A 16,113-nucleotide genomic window follows, 5' to 3' on the forward strand; every position below is an offset into this window, starting at 1 on the left:
GGTCCACGAGCGACACTGTTCCCGTGAGACATGTCATCGCCCTGGATGTGGGCGGCACCGGGATGAAGGCCGCTCTGGTCGGGGCCGGGGGTGAGCTGCTGCACCGGGCGCGCCGGGCCACCGGACGTGAGCGCGGGCCGGACGCCGTGGTGGAGTCGGTGCTCGCCTTCGCCGCCGAGCTGCGCGCGCACGGCGAGCGCCACCTGGGCGAACCCGCGGCCGCCGCAGGCGTCGCCGTCCCCGGGATCGTGGACGCCGAGCGCGGTGTCGCCGTGTACTCGGCCAACCTGGGCTGGCGCGATGTGCCCCTGCGGGACCTGCTCAGCCGCCGGCTCGACGGGGTGCCCGTGGCGCTCGGGCACGACGTGCGCACCGGCGGACTCGCCGAGGGGCGCCTCGGCGCGGGCCGGGGGGCGGACCGGTTCCTGTTCGTGCCGCTCGGCACCGGGATCGCGGGCGCCATCGGCATCGGCGGCCGGGTGGAGGCCGGGGCGCACGGTTTCGCGGGCGAGATCGGCCACATCGTCGTACGGCCGCAGGGGAGCCCGTGTCCGTGCGGTCAGCGCGGCTGTCTGGAGCGGTACGCGTCCGCGGCCGCCGTGGGCGAGGCCTGGGCCGGGGCGGCCGGTGCCCCGGAGGCGGACGCCGCCGACTGCGCGAAGGCCGTGGCGTCGGGGGACCCGCGGGCACGGAAGGTCTGGCAGGAGGCCGTGGACGCCCTCGCCGACGGCCTGGTGACCGCGCTCACCCTGCTGGACCCGCGCACCCTGATCATCGGTGGCGGGCTCGCCGAGGCCGGGGAAACGTTGTTCGCACCACTGCGCGAGGCCGTGCGCCGCCGCGTGACCTTCCAGAAGCTGCCGTCGATCGTCCCCGCCGCGCTGGGGGATGCGGCCGGACGTCTCGGGGCCGGGCTCATGGCCTGGGATCTCCTCAAAACCACTGACCCTGCGGAGGTAACCATCTGATGGCCACTACGAAGGTTCTCGCCGGTGCCCGGGTGGTACTGCCCAGCGGGGTGGTGGACGACGGCCGCCTGGTCGTGGAGGGCACGCGCATCGCCGGGTCCGCCCCCGAGAGCGCCGAGATCATCGACGTACGCGGCCACTGGCTGGTCCCCGGCTTCGTGGACATCCACAACCACGGCGGCGGAGGTGCGTCCTTCTCCGGCACGGTGGACGACGTCCTGACGGCCCTGCGTACCCACCGGGAGCACGGCACCACCACGCTCGTCGCCTCCACCGTCACCGACGACATGGACGTCCTCGTCCAGCAGGCGGGCCTGCTGTCGGAGCTGGCCGAGCAGGGAGACATCGCCGGCATCCACTTCGAGGGCCCGTTCATCTCGCCGTGCCGCAAGGGCGCGCACTCGGAGGCGCTGCTGCGCGACCCCGATCCGGCGGAGGTGCGCAAGCTCATCGACGCCGCGCGCGGCCGGGCCGCGATGGTGACGCTCGCCACCGAACTGCCCGGTGGCCTGGACTCCGCACGGCTGCTGGTCGAGCACGGGGTGATCGCGGCGATCGGGCACACGGACGCGACCTACGAGCAGACGGTCCAGGCCATCGACGCGGGCGCCACGGTCGCCACCCACCTGTTCAACGCGATGCCACAGCTCGGCCACCGCGCCCCCGGCCCCGTCGCCGCCCTGCTGGAGGACGAGCGGGTCACGGTGGAGCTGATCGACGACGGCGTCCATCTGCACCCGGCGGCCCTGCGACTGGCGTTCCGTCACGCGGGCGCGGGACGGGTGGCGTTCATCACGGACGCCATGGACGCGGCCGGTATCGGGGACGGGCGGTACATGCTCGGCCCGCTCGAGGTCGAGGTCCGTCAGGGTGTGGCCCGACTGGTGGAGGGCGGCTCGATCGCGGGCTCGACCCTCACCCTGGACCGCGCGTTCCGCCGGGCGGTCACCGTGGACGGGCTGGCGGTGGAGGACGTCGTCACGGCCATCTCGGGGGGCCCGGCGAAGCTGCTCGGCGTCTACGACCGGGTGGGCTCCCTGGAGCCCGGCAAGGACGCCGACCTGGTGCTGCTGGACGACGACTTCCGCCTCAAGGGCGTGATGCGCCGCGGACAGTGGGTGGTCGATCCCCAACTGGGGTGATTGATCCGTTTGTTCGCGTGCGGCGGTCGGCCCCGGGACTGGGCCGACCGCCGACTCTTTTGGCATGATCGAGCCTCCGCAACCGCCGACGGCAGGCGCACTGACCAATCCGGGCCCACGGACCGCGCCTGCACGACCCTCGAGGGAGGTCCCCACGTGATCCTGACGGTCACGCTGAACACCGCTCTCGACATCACCTATCGCGTACAGGAGCTGAGGCCGCACACCTCGCACCGGGTGACCGAGGTGACCGAACGGCCCGGCGGCAAAGGGCTGAACGTCGCCCGGGTGCTCGCCGCGCTCGGTCACCAGGTGACCGCCACGGGCTTCGCGGGCGGCGCGACGGGCCGCTCCCTGCGGGAGCAACTCACCCGCACGCACGGCCTCGTGGACGCGCTGGTCCCGGTCGCGAACGCCACCCGGCGCACCGTCGCGGTGGTCGACCGGTCCACCGGCGACACCACCCAGCTCAACGAGCCCGGCCCGGTGATAACGCCCGCCGAGTGGTCGGCCTTCCTGGAGGCGTACGACGACCTGGTGCGCTCCGCCGCCGCGGTGGCCCTGTGCGGCAGCCTGCCGCCGGGCGTGCCCGTGGGGGCGTACGCCCACCTGGTACGCACCGCGCGGGCGGCGGGCGTCCCGGTACTCCTCGACACCAGTGGGGAGCCGCTGCGACGGGGCCTGGCCGCCCGCCCCGACCTGATCAAACCCAACGCCGACGAACTGGCCGAACTCACCGGCTCCCACGAGCCCTCGCGCGCCACCCAGGACGCCCGCAGGCGCGGCGCCCGCGCCGTCATCGCCTCCCTGGGCGCACAGGGCCTGCTGGCGCTCACCCCGGAGGGCCGCTGGCACGCGATCCCGCCCGCCTCCGAGCACGGCAACCCCACCGGCGCCGGCGACTCGGCCGTCGCCGGCCTCCTCTCCGGCCTGGTCGACCAACTCCCCTGGCCCGACCGACTGAGCCGCGCGGTCGCCCTGTCGGCAGCCACCGTACGGTCCCCCACGGCGGGCGACTTCGACCGCGCGGCCTACGAGAAACTCCTGGCCCGAGTGTCGGTGACGGCGGCGTGAAAGCTTTGCGACCCTCGCCGGATATGCCCGCCTGGCAGTTTGGCCGAGAGACGCCCTCCCCCATGTCGGCCAGATGATCAGATGATCACCTGTTCGCTATATCGACCAATAGCGAAAGATTCGGAATCGGGGACTTTATATGAGGGTGCTCGGGAAAAGCCTGACGACGGTGGCTGTGGCCGGCGTGTTGCTGGGCGGCGCCTCTGCCACACCGGCTGCGGCGGCTGATCCCAAACGGTCCGCCGGTCCACCGGCGGACCGTTTGGCTGTTTGAGCCCTACTGCACCCACAGTTGGTCGATGAGGGCGTTGCACTGGTTCCCCTGACCACAGGCGATCGTCAACGTGTTGGTGCCCTTGGTCAACGTCACTGGAGCCCAGGTGGACTGCCAGCCCTTCTCGAAGTCGCCGTTCGGTGAGCCGATGAAGTTCTTCATGCCCAGCGGCTGTTGGTTGGGTTTGCCGTTGACCGTCAGCGTCGCGTTGGCGTCCACACCGGGAATGGCATAACGCACATACAGGCGGTACGAGCCGGCTTTCTGGATGTCATTGACAGTCCAGGTGATCGAGGCACCGACAGTGTTGAACCCCGTCACATAGACCCCGCCGTCCGCTTTCGCCCCCTTGACGTCCGAGGCCGTGGTCGCGCCGCCGCTCAGCTGGAGGGCCTTGGCGTCGCTCTTCGGTAGTTCCCCGACCGCGGAGCCGGACGACGAGGCGCTCGGGGAGGCGCTCTGCGAGGCGGTCGGAGTGCCCGACGCGTTGCCCGCCGTGTCCTTCTTGCCGTCGTTCGAGTCGCCGGTGACCATCGCCACACCGATGCCGATCACCACCGCGGCGACCACCGCGATCGCGCCGATCAGCAGGCCCTTGGTGTTGGGGCCCCGGCCGCGGCCGCCCCCCGGGGGCTGAGCCATCGGGGTCTGACGGGTCGCCGGGGCGCCGCCCGGCATGGTCTCGGGTGCCGCGTAGTGCGCGTTCGGCCGGCCGTACGCCTGCTGCGGCGGGACCTGGCCGTAGGCGGACGTCTGCGGCTGGCCGTACTGGCGTTCCCCGACCGTGCGCACTCTGTTGACGGAGCCCGGGTAGCCGTAGCCGCCGGAGGGCGGCTGAGCGCCGTTGGCCTGACCGTCGGCGTAGAGGTAGCCGAACGGGTCGTCGTCCTCGGGCGTGCTCGCGCCGTTGTTGCCGGGCGTCATCCCTAGGTCTCCTCAACAGGTGCGGGTCCAGATGCGTACGTGGCTGAATGGCGAGCCTACCCGGTCCCCGGACCGCACACGGCTGTTGTTCCCATCACCCAAGGGTTGACCGGCGGTTTACCCCGCACGCCTGTGCTGTTTGGGACGAGACCGTTTCTCTACGTACATCCGCTCGTCAGCCGATTTCAGCACTTCGTCCGCCGTCATGCCGCAGTGTGCCCAGCCGATGCCGAAACTCGCGCCGACCCGCATGGCGCGGCCGTCGACCCGGATCGGCTGGATGATCTCGTTGCGCAGACGGACGGCGAGATCCTGGGCGTCGGCCTTGCCGAGCCCGTCGGCAAGCACGACGAACTCGTCACCGCCGAGCCGGGCCACCGTGTCCCCGTCCCGCACCCCGCGGCTGAGCCGCCGGGCGACCTCGATGAGGACGGCGTCGCCCGCGTTGTGCCCGAACCGGTCGTTGATGGACTTGAAGCCGTCGAGGTCGCAGAAGAGCACCGCGAGGCCCTTGGTGCCGTCGTCGCTGCCGCTGTCCGGGGCGACGGTGTGCACATGGTGGTCGAAGGCGTCGTACGGCCCCGGCCCGGCGTGGAAGTCGAAGGCGTGGCCGCCGCTGTCGTGGGCGGCCGGGTGGTCGCTCCGGAACCCGTCGCCGTACGCGGCGTCCAGGGAGTCCGCCGCGCTCGGCGGCAGCGACTGCGGGCGCCGGCACAGGCGGGCGGACAGACGGGCGCGCAGTTCCGCGGAGTTGGGCAGGCCGGTGAGCGAGTCGTGCGAGGCGCGGTGGGCGAGCTGCAGCTCGCGGCGCTTGCGCTCCTCGATGTCCTCGACGTGGGTGAGCAGGAAGCGGGGCCCGTCGGCGGCGTCGGCGACGACGGAGTTGCGCAGGGACACCCACACATAGGTGCCGTCCCGGCGTCCGAGCCGCAGTTCGGCCCGCCCGCCCTCGGCGGAGGTGCGCAGCAGGGTGCCGATGTCCTCCGGGTGGACGAGGTCGGAGAACGAGTAGCGGCGCATCGCGGAGGCGGGCCGGCCGAGCAGGCGGCACAGCGCGTCGTTGGTACGCAGGATCCGGCCGTGCTGGTCGCCGCCCATCTCGGCGATGGCCATGCCCGAGGGGGCGTACTCGAACGCCTGCCGGAAGGACTCCTCGCTGGCGCGCAGCGCCTGCTGCTCCCGCTCCAGGCGGACCAGGGCCCGCTGCATGTTGGCCCGCAGACGGGCGTTGCTGATGGCGATGGCGGCGTGGAAGGCGTACATCTGGAGCGCCTCGCGCCCCCAGGCGCCGGGCCGCCGCCCGTTGCGCGGCCGGTCCACGGAGATGACGCCGAGGAGTTCACCGCAGGAGCTGCCCTGGGCACCCGGCGTGTACATGGGCGCGAAGAGGCGGTCGGAGGGGTGCCACTCGTCCTCGAAGCGGGGCTCGGGACCGTCGGTGTACCACTGCGGCACGTCGTCCTCGTCGAGGATCCAGCCCTCCGTGTGCGGTATGAACCGCAGGGTGCCCCAGGCCTCGCCCATGCTGAGGCGCCGCTCCCAGGAGGCGCGGGAGCCGACGCGGCCGGTGATCAGCGCCTCCGCTGCGGAGTTCCCGGCGAGTGCGGCGACGACGAGGTCACCGTCCGGGCGTACGAGGTTGACGGCCGCCAGCTCGTAGCCGAGGCCGTTGACGATGCCGTCGGCCACCGTCTGCAGCGTGTCCGCCAGGCTGCGGGCGGTGTTCATGTCCGCCATCACCTGGTGCAGCTGCCGCAGGGTCGCAAGACGGACATAGGGCTCCGACTCGGTCTCCATTCGCCCTCCCCTCGAGATCTCGCAGCAACTCCAGGGACGCGTCGGCGTACCACCGTTCTCCCGGTATTCCGCGGCACGCTACTCGGTGTACTCCCCGGGTAGCGTCATGCAGCGCCTCCGCCACTGAATCACAGCGCGCTGCCCACTAGGTACACAGGGTCAACAAAATAGGCTTCCTGTGACTCAAGTCACAGCTAAAGATGAACAATTACGGAGGGGTTCCGCATTTTTCCTGTGTTTTCGCGGAATGCTTCCGGACTCGATGCGGGCCCTCTGTGCAGAGCTTGTGATCCTACGACGTCCGTCGACGTCCGTCGCTGGTCCTAGGCCGCGATTCGGGCCCGGGCCCGATGTGGGGGGCCATGAGCGGGGACTAGCGTTTTGACGTGCTCAAGACTTCCGCTGTCCCGTCCATGTCCGCCGTGCCGCCCTCCTCCGGGCATCCTGAGGGGGTGAGCAACGACGAGTTCCGCGCTGCCATGTCCCGGCTGGCCGCGGGCGTGGTCCTGGTGACCTCGCACGAGCCGGCGCTGGATCCCGAGGGGCCGAAGGGCGAGGACGTCGGCATGACGGCGACCGCCTTCATGTCGGTGTCCCTGGACCCGCCCCTGGTGCTGGTGAGCCTGCGCGAGGGCGCCCGCATGGACGACCTGCTCGCCGAGCAGCCGCTGTGGGCGGTCTCCGTCCTCTCGGAGAGCCAGCGGCACATCGCGGGACGCTTCGCGATGAAGGGCCGCGTCAGCGACCGCCTGCTGTTCGAGGACATCCCGTACGTCCGCGGCGAGGCCTCCGGCGCACCGCTGGTCGGCGGCGCACTGGCGACCCTGGAGTGCCGCACGGAACAGCGGGTGCAGGCGGGCGACCACACGCTGGTCATCGGCCGGGTGCTCACGGCCCGGGTGCCGAGTGCGGAGGGCGGACCGCTGATGTATTTCCGGGGGCGGTACCGGCACTTGAAGTGAGCGGAAGAAATCCGTGGCCCTCGGTACGGGGAGACGAGCGGGGACCAGACCGTGGGCGTCCTGGGACTGACCTGACCCGCCGGTCCGGCTGTCCGCCTACGTCCAGTCACGAGCGGACCGGCCGCGTTTCGTCTCCGAGCGCTGCTTCTTCTCCCGCAGTCGCCGCTCGTTGATCCCCCGTGGGATCCGGGTCGGCCTGCGGGGCTTGGGCGGGGGCGCGGTCGCCTCCGCCAGCAGCGCCGCCAGGCGTACCGCGGCGGCCTCACGGTTGCGCCACTGGGAGCGGTGCTCGGAGGAGCGGACGCTGACGACCCCGTTGACCAGGCGGGGCGCCAGGCGCTCGAGGGCGCGCTCCTTCCACACCTGGGGAAGGGCCTCGGTGTTCGCCAGGTCGAAGCGCAGCTCGACCTGCGAGTCGCTGGTGTTGACGTGCTGTCCGCCGGGCCCGGACGACCGGGAGAAACGCCACATCAGCTCGGCCTCGGGGAGCGAGACGGAGCCGCGGATTCTGTGTTTTCCGGGGGACAGCCCCCCGGACCCCCGAGAAGGACCGGACATGCCGTCCATGTTCCCCGCTCCGCCCGGTTCTCGTCATCCCGATTTCCGGTGGCAGGTAAAAAAGGTAAAGGAACCCGGAACCGCGAGTACCCCCCTTGGCGTTGCTAGAGGTGGCGGTAGCTTCATCCGCACACGCAACGAGGGAAGGGACTCCCAACAATGGCTGTAAGCCTGTCCAAGGGTGGCAACGTCTCGCTCACCAAGGAGGCTCCGGGCCTGACCGCCGTCACCGTGGGCCTCGGCTGGGACGTCCGCACCACCACCGGCACGGACTTCGACCTCGACGCGTCCGCGATCGCGGTCAACGCCCAGGGGAAGGTCTACTCGGACCAGCACTTCGTCTTCTTCAACAACAAGCAGACCCCGGACAACTCGATCGTCCACACGGGTGACAACCGCACGGGCGAGGGCGCGGGCGACGACGAGGCGATCAACGTCAACCTGGCAGCGCTCCCGGCCGACATCGACAAGATCGTCTTCCCGGTCTCCATCTACGACGCGGAGTCCCGCTCGCAGAACTTCGGCCAGGTGCGCAACGCCTACATCCGTATCGTCAACCAGGCCGGCGGCCAGGAGATCGCCCGCTACGACCTGTCGGAGGACGCGGCCACGGAGACGGCCATGGTCTTCGGCGAGCTGTACCGCAACGGCGCGGAGTGGAAGTTCCGCGCGGTCGGCCAGGGCTACGCATCGGGCCTGGTGGGCATCGCCCAAGACTTCGGCGTCAACGTCTGACGGAGCCCCCTGTCTCCTCACCGGAGCCCCGGTCCGGGAGGCCGGGGCTCCGGCGTGGTCCCCGGCCTCCCACGACCCGTGCGGGACCCGTCCGCGATACGTTGCGCGGGTGATCCTCGAGCCCCTCTCCCCCGCCCCCGACCATGACCTTCCGGGTGAGCTGCTGACCGAGCTCACCGGGCTCTACGCCTCCAACCGGGAGTTCCACGCCCTGAGCGGCGACTTCCCCGACCCGGACGACATCCGCCCGGAGCAGGTGGCGGCCGCGCTGGCCGACGAGTTGGCGCACCCTGACGTGGAGGTCCTGCTCGCCCGCAGTTTCGGGCGGCTCGTCGGCATCGTCGTCACCCTGGCCCACCACCCCGACCCGGCCGACCCGGACCCGTGGATCGGCCTGCTGATGGTGGACGCGGCGATGCAGCGGCACGGGCACGGGCGACTGCTGGCGTCCCTGGTCGAGGACCGCTTCCGCGCCGCGGGCCGCACCGCCGTACGACTGGCCGTGCTGGAGAACAACCCCGCGGGCCTCGCCTTCTGGACGGCGCTCGGCTACGAGGTCGTCGACCGCCGCCCGGACCGTGGCCGGGGCCGCCCGTGCGCCGTGCTGCGCAAGGCCCTGTGACACCATCGCCCCCGTGCTCGACATCGGCTACGCCCTCTCCAACCGCTTCCCGGACCCGCCACAGACCGACTACCGCCGCGCGGACGTCCACGCCCTTCGGCACGACCTGTTCTGCGGTGACGTCTATCTCGCCGACACCGAGGCGGACCGGGAGCTGTCCACAGCCTGGGGATGGGTGCCGGTGCTCGACTTCGCGTGGGCGCTGTGCGACATCGTCGAGCGGCTCGACCGGGACCCGCTCGGCAGCCGTGCCGCCCGGCGGCAGCGCGCGGAGCTGGACTTCACCGAGTCGACCGACCGCCTGCTGTTCGAGCGCCGTTTCGGCTGGGTGGACATCGAGGCGGAGTGGCTGCCGCCGGCCGAGCCCCCGCTGACGTTCTCCCACGCGGAACTGCGCCGCGAGGCCCGCGACTTCCTGCAGGACCTGCTCGCCGACCTGACCGACCTGCACGAGGACCTCGGCGAGAACCCGGCGATCTGGACGCTGCAGGCCCGTTTCCCCCGGATCGCCTGACACCGGGAGCCCCCGGACGCGGCGGGCCGCTCCTCACGGCTCCAGGACCACCTTGCCGACCGTGCCCCGCGTCTGAAGGGCCCGGTGGGCCGCGGCCGCCTCGGCGAGCGGAAAGCGCTGGACGGCCGGGACCAGGCGGCCGGCCGCGGCCTCGGCGAGGGCACGCTCCTCCAGGGTGCGCAAGGGGTCAGGACCGCCCGCCCTCCGCAGCATCACGGGACCGAGGACCTGCTCGGAGACACCCTCGACGAGATACGGCCGGCCGCCCCGGATGCCCTCGGCGGACCACCCGAACACGAGGTGCCGGCCGCCCGGCGCGAGCAGTCCCACGGCGGTCCGGGCCACCGTGCCGCCGACGCCGTCGAAGATCACGGTGACCCTGCCGCGATACTCCACGAGTCGGTCCGCCCAGGCGGGGTCCGTGTAGTCGACGGCGAGGTCCGCGCCGTTCTCCCGCACCCGCGCGACCTTCTCCGGACCGCCCGCGAGCCCGATCACGGTGGCGCCCGCGTGCCGGGCGTACTGCACGAGGAGGGTGCCGACGCCGCCCGCGGCGGCCGGGACGAGGGCCACGGAGCCGGGGCCGAGGTCGGCGAACTGGAGGATGCCCTCGCCGTACGGCCCGTGCCGATCATGGCGACGGCCTGCGCCTCGTCCAGGTCTGCGGGTATCTCGTGCAGGCGGACGACGTCCGTGACGGCGAGTTCGGCGTAGCCTCCCGGCACGAAGCCGAGGTGGGCGACGACCCGGCAGCCGAGCCGGCGGGCGTGGACGCCCTCGCCGAGGGACTCGACGGTGCCGGCGACCTCGCGGCCGGGGATCGTGGGCAGCGGGGCCGACCCGGGCGCGGGACCGGTCTCGCCCTCGCGGAGCGCGGTGTCCAGCAGGTGCACGCCCGCCGCGGCGACCGCGACACGCACCTGGCCTGGGCCCGGTTCGGGGTCCTCGACCTTCTCGTGGGTGAGGTTCTCGGCGGGGCCGAAGGCGTGCAGCCGGATCGCGTGCATGGGAGGGCTCCTCGTCCGTGCGTCTTTGCCGTCGTCTGTCGTGCTGCTCTCGGAAGGCCCACCCTTCAAGCTCAAGCGCGCTTGAGGTCAAGGGCGACGTCGCAGGTCGGGGCGATTGTCAGTGGTGGGGTGCAGCATGGGGGCATGGTGCGCAAGGCGCGGGTGGTGAAGGCGGCGCGGCGGCCGGAGGTGCGGCTGCCCGAGCTGGTGGCGTGGACGGACGGGGAGGTGGTGCCGGACGGGGACTACGACGGGCTGGAGTTCCAGGACGCGGATCTCGCGGGACAGGACGGCGGGGGCGCCCGGTTCATGGACTGCGCGCTGACGGGGTGCGCGCTGGACGGGACGGGGCTCAACCACGCGCGCGTGCTGGACTCGGTCCTCACGGGCATACGGGGCGTGGGCACGGACCTCGCGGAGGCGACCCTGCGCGATGTGGAGCTGGTGGACGCCCGGCTCGGCGGGACGCAGCTGCACGGGGGGGTGCTGGAACGGGTACTGGTGCGCGGCGGCAAGATCGACTACCTGAACCTGCGCAAGGCGCGGCTGAAGGACGTCGTCTTCGAGGGCTGTGTCCTCATCGAGCCCGACTTCGGGGGCGCCCGGCTGGAGCGGGTGGAGTTCGTGGACTGCGTGCTGAGGGGAGCCGACCTGACGGCGGCGGCCCTGGTGGACGTGGACCTGCGCCGCGCGGCGGAGCTGGACATCGCGCGCGGGGTGGAGCGCCTGTCCGGCGCGGCGATCAGTCATGCGCAGCTGCTGGATCTCGCGCCGGTGCTGGCGGCGGCGATGGGACTGCGGGTGGCGGAAGCGGACTGACAGCCGCCCGGCACGGGCGGCGACCGGAAGGAGCGGGGGACCGGCACGGGCGGCGACCGGCTTAGCGGCGGACCGGCACGAGCGACAGACCGGCACGGGCGACAGACCGGCACGAGCGACAGACCGGCACGAGCGACAGACCGGCACGAGCGACAGACCGGCACGAGCGACAGACCGGCACGAGCGGCGCACCGGCACACGGCGCCGTCGCCCGGGGGCGTGATGGTGGCGGCCACGGCCCTCGAAGCGGGGCTGCGCCATGCCGCCCGGCAGGGACGTGCGCCGCCACTCGTCTCGCCACGGCAGTCGCTTGGGTGGACCATGGAGGTGACGCGACGAAGGAGGCCCGCCATGAAGAAGTCATCCGGAGCCTCGGATTACGACACCTGGCTCTACTCGCACACCCCGTCGCAGGCCGAGGGCGAGCGCGACGAGCCGGGCGAGCGCAGTGCCATGGAGCAGCACCCGGACGTACCCCGCACGGAGCCGTCCCAGGCGGAGGGCGAGCGGGGCGCGGACGAGCAGGGGCCGAATCGTCCCTGACCACGGGTGATCCGGTGATCGGCGGTGGCCTTCGGTGTCGTATGTCGCTGTGAGCGCGCTCAGCCACCCGGGCCTGCTGCGGGACAAGAACGAGGACAGTCTCGTCGCCGGGCCGTGGACGCTGTGTGCGACCGTCACCGAGAACCCGCAGACGCTGGTCTTCCCCCTGGGGACGCCCCTGGTGGTCGCCGTGGCCGACGGACTCGGCGGGCACCCCGGGGGCGAGGTGGCGAGCGCGCTGGTGGCACGGCGGTTCGCGGCCCTCGGGCCGGCGCTGGGCAGTGAGGACGCCGTCCGGGGCGCCGTGGCCTCCTGCAACCGTGCCGTCTACACGGCTGCCGAGGGCGGCGAGGACGACGGTCGCGGCCTCGCGATGATGGGCACCACCGTCGCGGGTGCCGTCGTGCTGCCCAAGGAGCTGCTGGTCTTCAACGTCGGGGACAGCAGGGTCTTCGCCGCGCCCCGGAGCGGACTGCGGCAGGTGAGCGTGGACGACAGCCCGCCCCTGGCGCCGGGGCAGCGCACCACCTCGCTGGTCACGCAGTGCCTCGGCGGCTCCCCGCACTACCGTGCCGTCGTGGCGCATGTGACGGCCACGCCGTTGTCACCGGGCGACCGCTATCTCGTCTGCACCGACGGCCTCACGGATCCGGTGCCGGAGGAAACGATCGACGCGGTGCTGCGGGAGCACGACGACGGACGGGCCGCCTTCGAGCTGTGGAAGGCCGCCATCAGCGCAGGCGGCCCCGACAACATCACCTTCGCGCTCGTCCGCGTCGCCGACGACGACTAGAGGGGGCGGGCTCCCTGCCCCCTGCGCCCCGCGGATCGCCCCAGCTCCGCCAGCGCCCCGTCCGTCAGCCGGTACACCGTCCACTCGTCCTGCGGGCGGGCGCCCAGGGCCTCGTAGAAGTCGATCGACGGGCGGTTCCAGTTCAGCACCGACCACTCCAGACGCTCGTAACCGCGTTCCACGCAGATGCGGGCCAGTTCCGTCAGCAGCGCCTTGCCGTGGCCGGCGCCGCGGGCCTCCGGGCGGACGTACAGGTCCTCCAGGTAGATGCCGTGCGCGCCCCGCCAGGTCGAGAAGTTCAGGAACCACAGCGCGAACCCGACGACCTCTCCCCCGTCGTCCTCCGCGACATGCGCGAACGCCGCCGGCCGGGCGCCGAACAGCGCCTCACTCAGCTGTTCCTGCGTGGCCCGCGCCTCCTCGGCCGCCTTCTCGTAGGCGGCGAGTTCACGGATCAAGGTGTGGATGACGGGGATGTCGTCGGGAGTCGCGGTGCGGATCATGCGGGCAGTCAAACACAGATGGGGCCGGGCCCACGAAGGCCCGGCCCCATCCCGCCGTCACCGACGGCTCAGCGCAGGCGCCGTACGTCGATCGCCCAGATGCCGCGCCCGTGGGTGGCCGCGTAGAGCCGTCCGTCGGGGCCCGTGCGGAGCTGGAGGACCGCCGTCGTGGGCAGGTTGGTGCCCGCCACCTTCCAGCTGGACGCACCGGCCGGACGGACCAGGACGCCGAGGTCGGTGCCGATCGCCACGGTCCCGTTCTTCAGCAGCACGACCGTGTTGGCGGGCACGTCCGGCAGGTTCCCGGAGATGTCCTTCCAGGTCGCGCCGCCGTCCCGGGTCTCGAACAGGTGCCCGACTCCGGCGCCCGGCCCCTCCGTCCACTTGCGGGAGAAGCCGTTGACCGCGAGGAGCACGTGGCTGGAGTCCGCCGGGTCGATCGCGAGGCCCGCGAGGTAGCGGTTGGGGACCGTCCCGTCGGCCGGCAGGTTCAGCTGGTGCCAGCCGGTGCCGTCCGCGTTGCCGACCGCGATGCCCCGGGTGAAGCCCTCGTTGTTGCAGGGGCCGCACCAGGCGGCGTACACCTTGCCCCCGGAGGAGGCGACGGCGGTGGCGGTGTGGCCCTCGCCGAGGTCGAAGGCGTTGAACCACTCGCTGCCGCTGCGGATCGCCCAGCCCTTGGTGTTGATCCACACGTGGCGGCCGCCCGCGACCCAGGTGTTCGCGTCCTTGATGTCGGAGTTCAGCGGGGCGATGAAGCGGGCCTCGCCGGTGGCGTTGTCGGGCGGGGCCACGGAGTAGGTGGTCGCCTTCGACGGGTCGGTGATCCACCTTCCGTCGTTCACCGCGCAGTTCTGTGTGACAGCGACCGCCAGGTACACGTACTCGGAGGCGATGTTGCACCCGTTGGCCGGGTCGACGATCGTGTCGCCGCCGTCACCGCCGAAGTTGGAGCCCATCACACGGTCGCCTGGCCGCAGGACCGACTGGCCGTTGTCCTGCAGACCGCCGCTGACGTCGAGCCCGCGCGCGGCCTGGTCGATGCCCACGCCGACCGAGTAGTACTGCAGCGCGTCCATCGTGCCGTCGTTCAGGGACGTCCAGTCGGTGCCGTGGCCCGAGGCGTTCGCCGAGCCGTTCAGCGGCCTGCGGAACGCGCCGCCGTCGTCGCCGACCACCAGGTACGGCGCGCCGCCGTTGCTGCCGATCGCCACCGCGTGCTGGTCGGCGTGCACGGTGGAGGGGCAGTCACCGCTCTGCTTGGCGGGGTCGATGGACCAGCAGGGGAAGCCGAAGTTCCAGTACGGCCCGGGCGCGGTCCAGCTCTTGCCGCCGTCCTTGGTCTCGAAGACCTCCTCCAGACCCGCGTAGACGTGGTCGGGGTTCTTCGGATCGACGGTGAGGAACTGGTCGTACCACGCCTGGATGCCCGGCTGGTAGCCGGCGCCGGTGAGCGCCGAACCGGAGTCGCGCAGCTGCGTGTAGTCGGCGATCTTCGTCCACGGCCCGGTCGGAGAGCCGGACTTGGAGACGAAGATGCCGGCGAGCCCGCTGTCCGGGTTGGAGTTGGTCATCGCCGGCGACTGGTCGATGGCGTAGTAGCGGGAGCCGTCGGCGCTGTGAGCGAAGGTCACGTTGCCCACGTCGTCGCTGTCGCTCGGCAGGTCCCCGAGGCTGGTCAGCCGCTGCCAGCCGCGCGGGCCCTTGGCGTAGAAGCCGTTGTACGTGTCGCCGCCGCGCCAGCCGACCGCGAGGACGACCTTGTTCGGGTTCTTGGGGTCGATGGCGATGTCACTGGTGATGTTCTTGTACGCCGCGTCGGGGTCGCTCGCCTCGGAACCGCCCGGCAGGTAGTCGGGGTTGGGGGCGAACTCCAGCTTCCAGGGGCCCTTCAGGGACTTCGTGGAGTGGCTCCACACGCCGCGCGTGGTCGCCGCCCACACCTTGTCCCCGCCGAACCGCAGCGCGTTGATCGAGGTGGACTCCAGCTCGTCCCCGCCGACCCGGTCACGGGTGCTGAACTTCCCCTTGCGCGGGTCGTCGAGCACGTAGACACCCGTGCCGAGGAACGAGGTCGCGCTGGTGTTGGCCTCACCGGTCGCGTACCACAGCCGTCCGCGACCGTCGAGCTGGAGGTCGCCGGTGGAGAGGGCGGGCAGGCCGTCGGAGATGTTCTGCCAGTGTCCGCCGCCCGTGCGGGAGCGGAAGACACCGCCGTTGGCCGAACCGGCGTACACATACCCGTGGTTGTCGGCCGCGAGCCCGGTCACGCGCCCCGTGACCCGCCCGGCGCCGCCGCTGGAGTTGGAGTTGGTGTCCCGGTAGCGCGGGTCGTCGGAGTCGTACGGCAGCCGCGTCAGCTCGCTCCACGTGCTGTGCGTGTGCCGCAGACCGCTGAGCTCGTCGTACGCGGCCCCGTAGGCGCCCGGCGCCACGATGCCCGGCGAGGTGCGGGCCTCCGCGTACTGGTCCGCCTGCTCGGCGATGTTCCCGGCCTCGTCCTCGTCGCCTCCGGGGTCCTCCGTCTCCGCGAACGGGGACAGGCCCTTCTGCTGGTTCAGAAGGGCCTGTCCCCGAAGCGCCCGCACCCCGAAGGGGTCCGTATGGGTACCTGATGCCGCCTGGGCCTGTGTGACCGTCAGACCCAGCGCGGCGGACACGGCGAACACCGCCGCCCATGCCCGTCTTCTGCGCAACCCGTCGTCTGCCATGAAAAACGTGCCCTCCCCTAAAAGCCGTGGCGTACATGACACAAGCTGCACCACAGCTTTGGGGAGACGGGAGTTGAGGGAGAAGCGGTTGGGGGCAATCAGAACGTAAAGATTTTCCGGGACCTGGCGGTGGCCCAAAGGACACAGTCCCCGCGAGGGGTCCGGGG

The 16,113-nt window shown here is 71.9% G+C and carries 15 protein-coding genes and 1 pseudogene; 10 read left to right on the plus strand and 6 right to left on the minus strand.

Annotated elements, in window-relative coordinates:
* The first annotated feature begins 23 nt into the window (after positions 1 to 23).
* The 3 genes from AB0N14_RS20745 to AB0N14_RS20755 all read left to right on the plus strand — a co-directional run bounded on the left by AB0N14_RS20745 (position 24) and on the right by AB0N14_RS20755 (position 3,184).
* On the plus strand, positions 24 to 968 hold the full coding sequence (locus tag AB0N14_RS20745; RefSeq protein ID WP_366027156.1) for an ROK family protein: 945 nt from the start codon (positions 24 to 26) through the stop codon (positions 966 to 968).
* Positions 968 to 2,110, plus strand: a complete 1,143-nt coding sequence (nagA, locus tag AB0N14_RS20750) for an N-acetylglucosamine-6-phosphate deacetylase (protein ID WP_366027157.1) — start codon at positions 968 to 970, stop codon at positions 2,108 to 2,110. Before AB0N14_RS20745 ends, nagA begins: the two co-directional genes overlap by 1 nt.
* Before the next feature lie 156 nt (positions 2,111 to 2,266).
* Positions 2,267 to 3,184: a 1-phosphofructokinase family hexose kinase gene (locus AB0N14_RS20755; RefSeq protein WP_366027158.1), complete on the plus strand. Its 918-nt coding sequence runs from the start codon at positions 2,267 to 2,269 to the stop codon at positions 3,182 to 3,184.
* Positions 3,185 to 3,461: 277 nt separating this feature from the next.
* Here AB0N14_RS20755 and AB0N14_RS20760 read toward each other — a convergent pair whose 3' ends face one another.
* Both AB0N14_RS20760 and cdgB read right to left on the minus strand, forming a co-directional pair.
* Positions 3,462 to 4,382, minus strand: coding sequence for a carbohydrate-binding protein (locus AB0N14_RS20760; RefSeq protein WP_366027160.1), 921 nt, complete (start codon positions 4,380 to 4,382; stop codon positions 3,462 to 3,464).
* Between the two features lie 117 nt (positions 4,383 to 4,499).
* Positions 4,500 to 6,179, minus strand: coding sequence for a diguanylate cyclase CdgB (cdgB, locus tag AB0N14_RS20765; RefSeq protein ID WP_366027162.1), 1,680 nt, complete (start codon positions 6,177 to 6,179; stop codon positions 4,500 to 4,502).
* Between the two features lie 413 nt (positions 6,180 to 6,592).
* On the opposite strand from cdgB, the gene AB0N14_RS20770 reads away from it, so the two are divergent.
* Positions 6,593 to 7,141, plus strand: a complete 549-nt coding sequence (locus AB0N14_RS20770; protein WP_366027276.1) for a flavin reductase family protein — start codon at positions 6,593 to 6,595, stop codon at positions 7,139 to 7,141.
* A 96-nt stretch (positions 7,142 to 7,237) separates the two neighbouring features.
* On the opposite strand, the gene arfB is transcribed toward AB0N14_RS20770, so the two are convergent.
* Positions 7,238 to 7,699, minus strand: a complete 462-nt coding sequence (arfB, locus tag AB0N14_RS20775) for an alternative ribosome rescue aminoacyl-tRNA hydrolase ArfB (protein WP_366027163.1) — start codon at positions 7,697 to 7,699, stop codon at positions 7,238 to 7,240.
* A 159-nt stretch (positions 7,700 to 7,858) separates the two neighbouring features.
* On the opposite strand from arfB, the gene AB0N14_RS20780 reads away from it, so the two are divergent.
* The 3 genes from AB0N14_RS20780 (at position 7,859) to AB0N14_RS20790 (ending at position 9,570) form a co-directional block, all read left to right on the plus strand.
* On the plus strand, positions 7,859 to 8,434 hold the full coding sequence (locus AB0N14_RS20780) for a TerD family protein (protein ID WP_103839798.1): 576 nt from the start codon (positions 7,859 to 7,861) through the stop codon (positions 8,432 to 8,434).
* A gap of 109 nt (positions 8,435 to 8,543) precedes the next feature.
* Complete coding sequence (locus AB0N14_RS20785; protein ID WP_366027164.1) at positions 8,544 to 9,056, plus strand: GNAT family N-acetyltransferase; 513 nt, start codon at positions 8,544 to 8,546, stop codon at positions 9,054 to 9,056.
* 13 nt (positions 9,057 to 9,069) lie between these two features.
* The gene (locus AB0N14_RS20790; protein WP_366027165.1) at positions 9,070 to 9,570 is read left to right on the plus strand and encodes a hypothetical protein; all 501 of its coding nucleotides are present in this window, start codon (positions 9,070 to 9,072) and stop codon (positions 9,568 to 9,570) included.
* A gap of 33 nt (positions 9,571 to 9,603) precedes the next feature.
* Here AB0N14_RS20790 and AB0N14_RS20795 read toward each other — a convergent pair.
* A pseudogene (locus AB0N14_RS20795) lies at positions 9,604 to 10,577 on the minus strand (zinc-binding dehydrogenase).
* A 144-nt stretch (positions 10,578 to 10,721) separates the two neighbouring features.
* On the opposite strand from AB0N14_RS20795, the gene AB0N14_RS20800 reads away from it, so the two are divergent.
* From AB0N14_RS20800 to AB0N14_RS20810, 3 genes are all read left to right on the plus strand, one after another.
* The gene (locus AB0N14_RS20800) at positions 10,722 to 11,396 is read left to right on the plus strand and encodes a pentapeptide repeat-containing protein (protein ID WP_366027166.1); all 675 of its coding nucleotides are present in this window, start codon (positions 10,722 to 10,724) and stop codon (positions 11,394 to 11,396) included.
* A gap of 351 nt (positions 11,397 to 11,747) precedes the next feature.
* Positions 11,748 to 11,939 carry a hypothetical protein gene (locus AB0N14_RS20805; protein ID WP_366027168.1) on the plus strand — a complete coding sequence of 64 codons (192 nt, stop codon included), beginning with the start codon at positions 11,748 to 11,750 and terminating at the stop codon, positions 11,937 to 11,939.
* Between the two features lie 34 nt (positions 11,940 to 11,973).
* On the plus strand, positions 11,974 to 12,732 hold the full coding sequence (locus tag AB0N14_RS20810) for a PP2C family serine/threonine-protein phosphatase (RefSeq protein ID WP_366027169.1): 759 nt from the start codon (positions 11,974 to 11,976) through the stop codon (positions 12,730 to 12,732).
* On the opposite strand, the gene AB0N14_RS20815 is transcribed toward AB0N14_RS20810, so the two are convergent.
* Complete coding sequence (locus tag AB0N14_RS20815; RefSeq protein ID WP_366027170.1) at positions 12,729 to 13,235, minus strand: GNAT family N-acetyltransferase; 507 nt, start codon at positions 13,233 to 13,235, stop codon at positions 12,729 to 12,731. The two genes, AB0N14_RS20810 and AB0N14_RS20815, sit on opposite strands and share 4 nt — an antisense overlap.
* 68 nt (positions 13,236 to 13,303) lie before the next feature.
* Positions 13,304 to 15,946 carry a glycosyl hydrolase gene (locus AB0N14_RS20820; RefSeq protein WP_366027171.1) on the minus strand — a complete coding sequence of 881 codons (2,643 nt, stop codon included), beginning with the start codon at positions 15,944 to 15,946 and terminating at the stop codon, positions 13,304 to 13,306.
* Between the last annotated feature and the right edge of the window lie 167 nt (positions 15,947 to 16,113).

The sequence above is a fragment of the Streptomyces sp. NPDC051104 genome (assembly GCF_040682835.1).
GTDB lineage: Bacteria > Actinomycetota > Actinomycetes > Streptomycetales > Streptomycetaceae > Streptomyces > Streptomyces cynarae.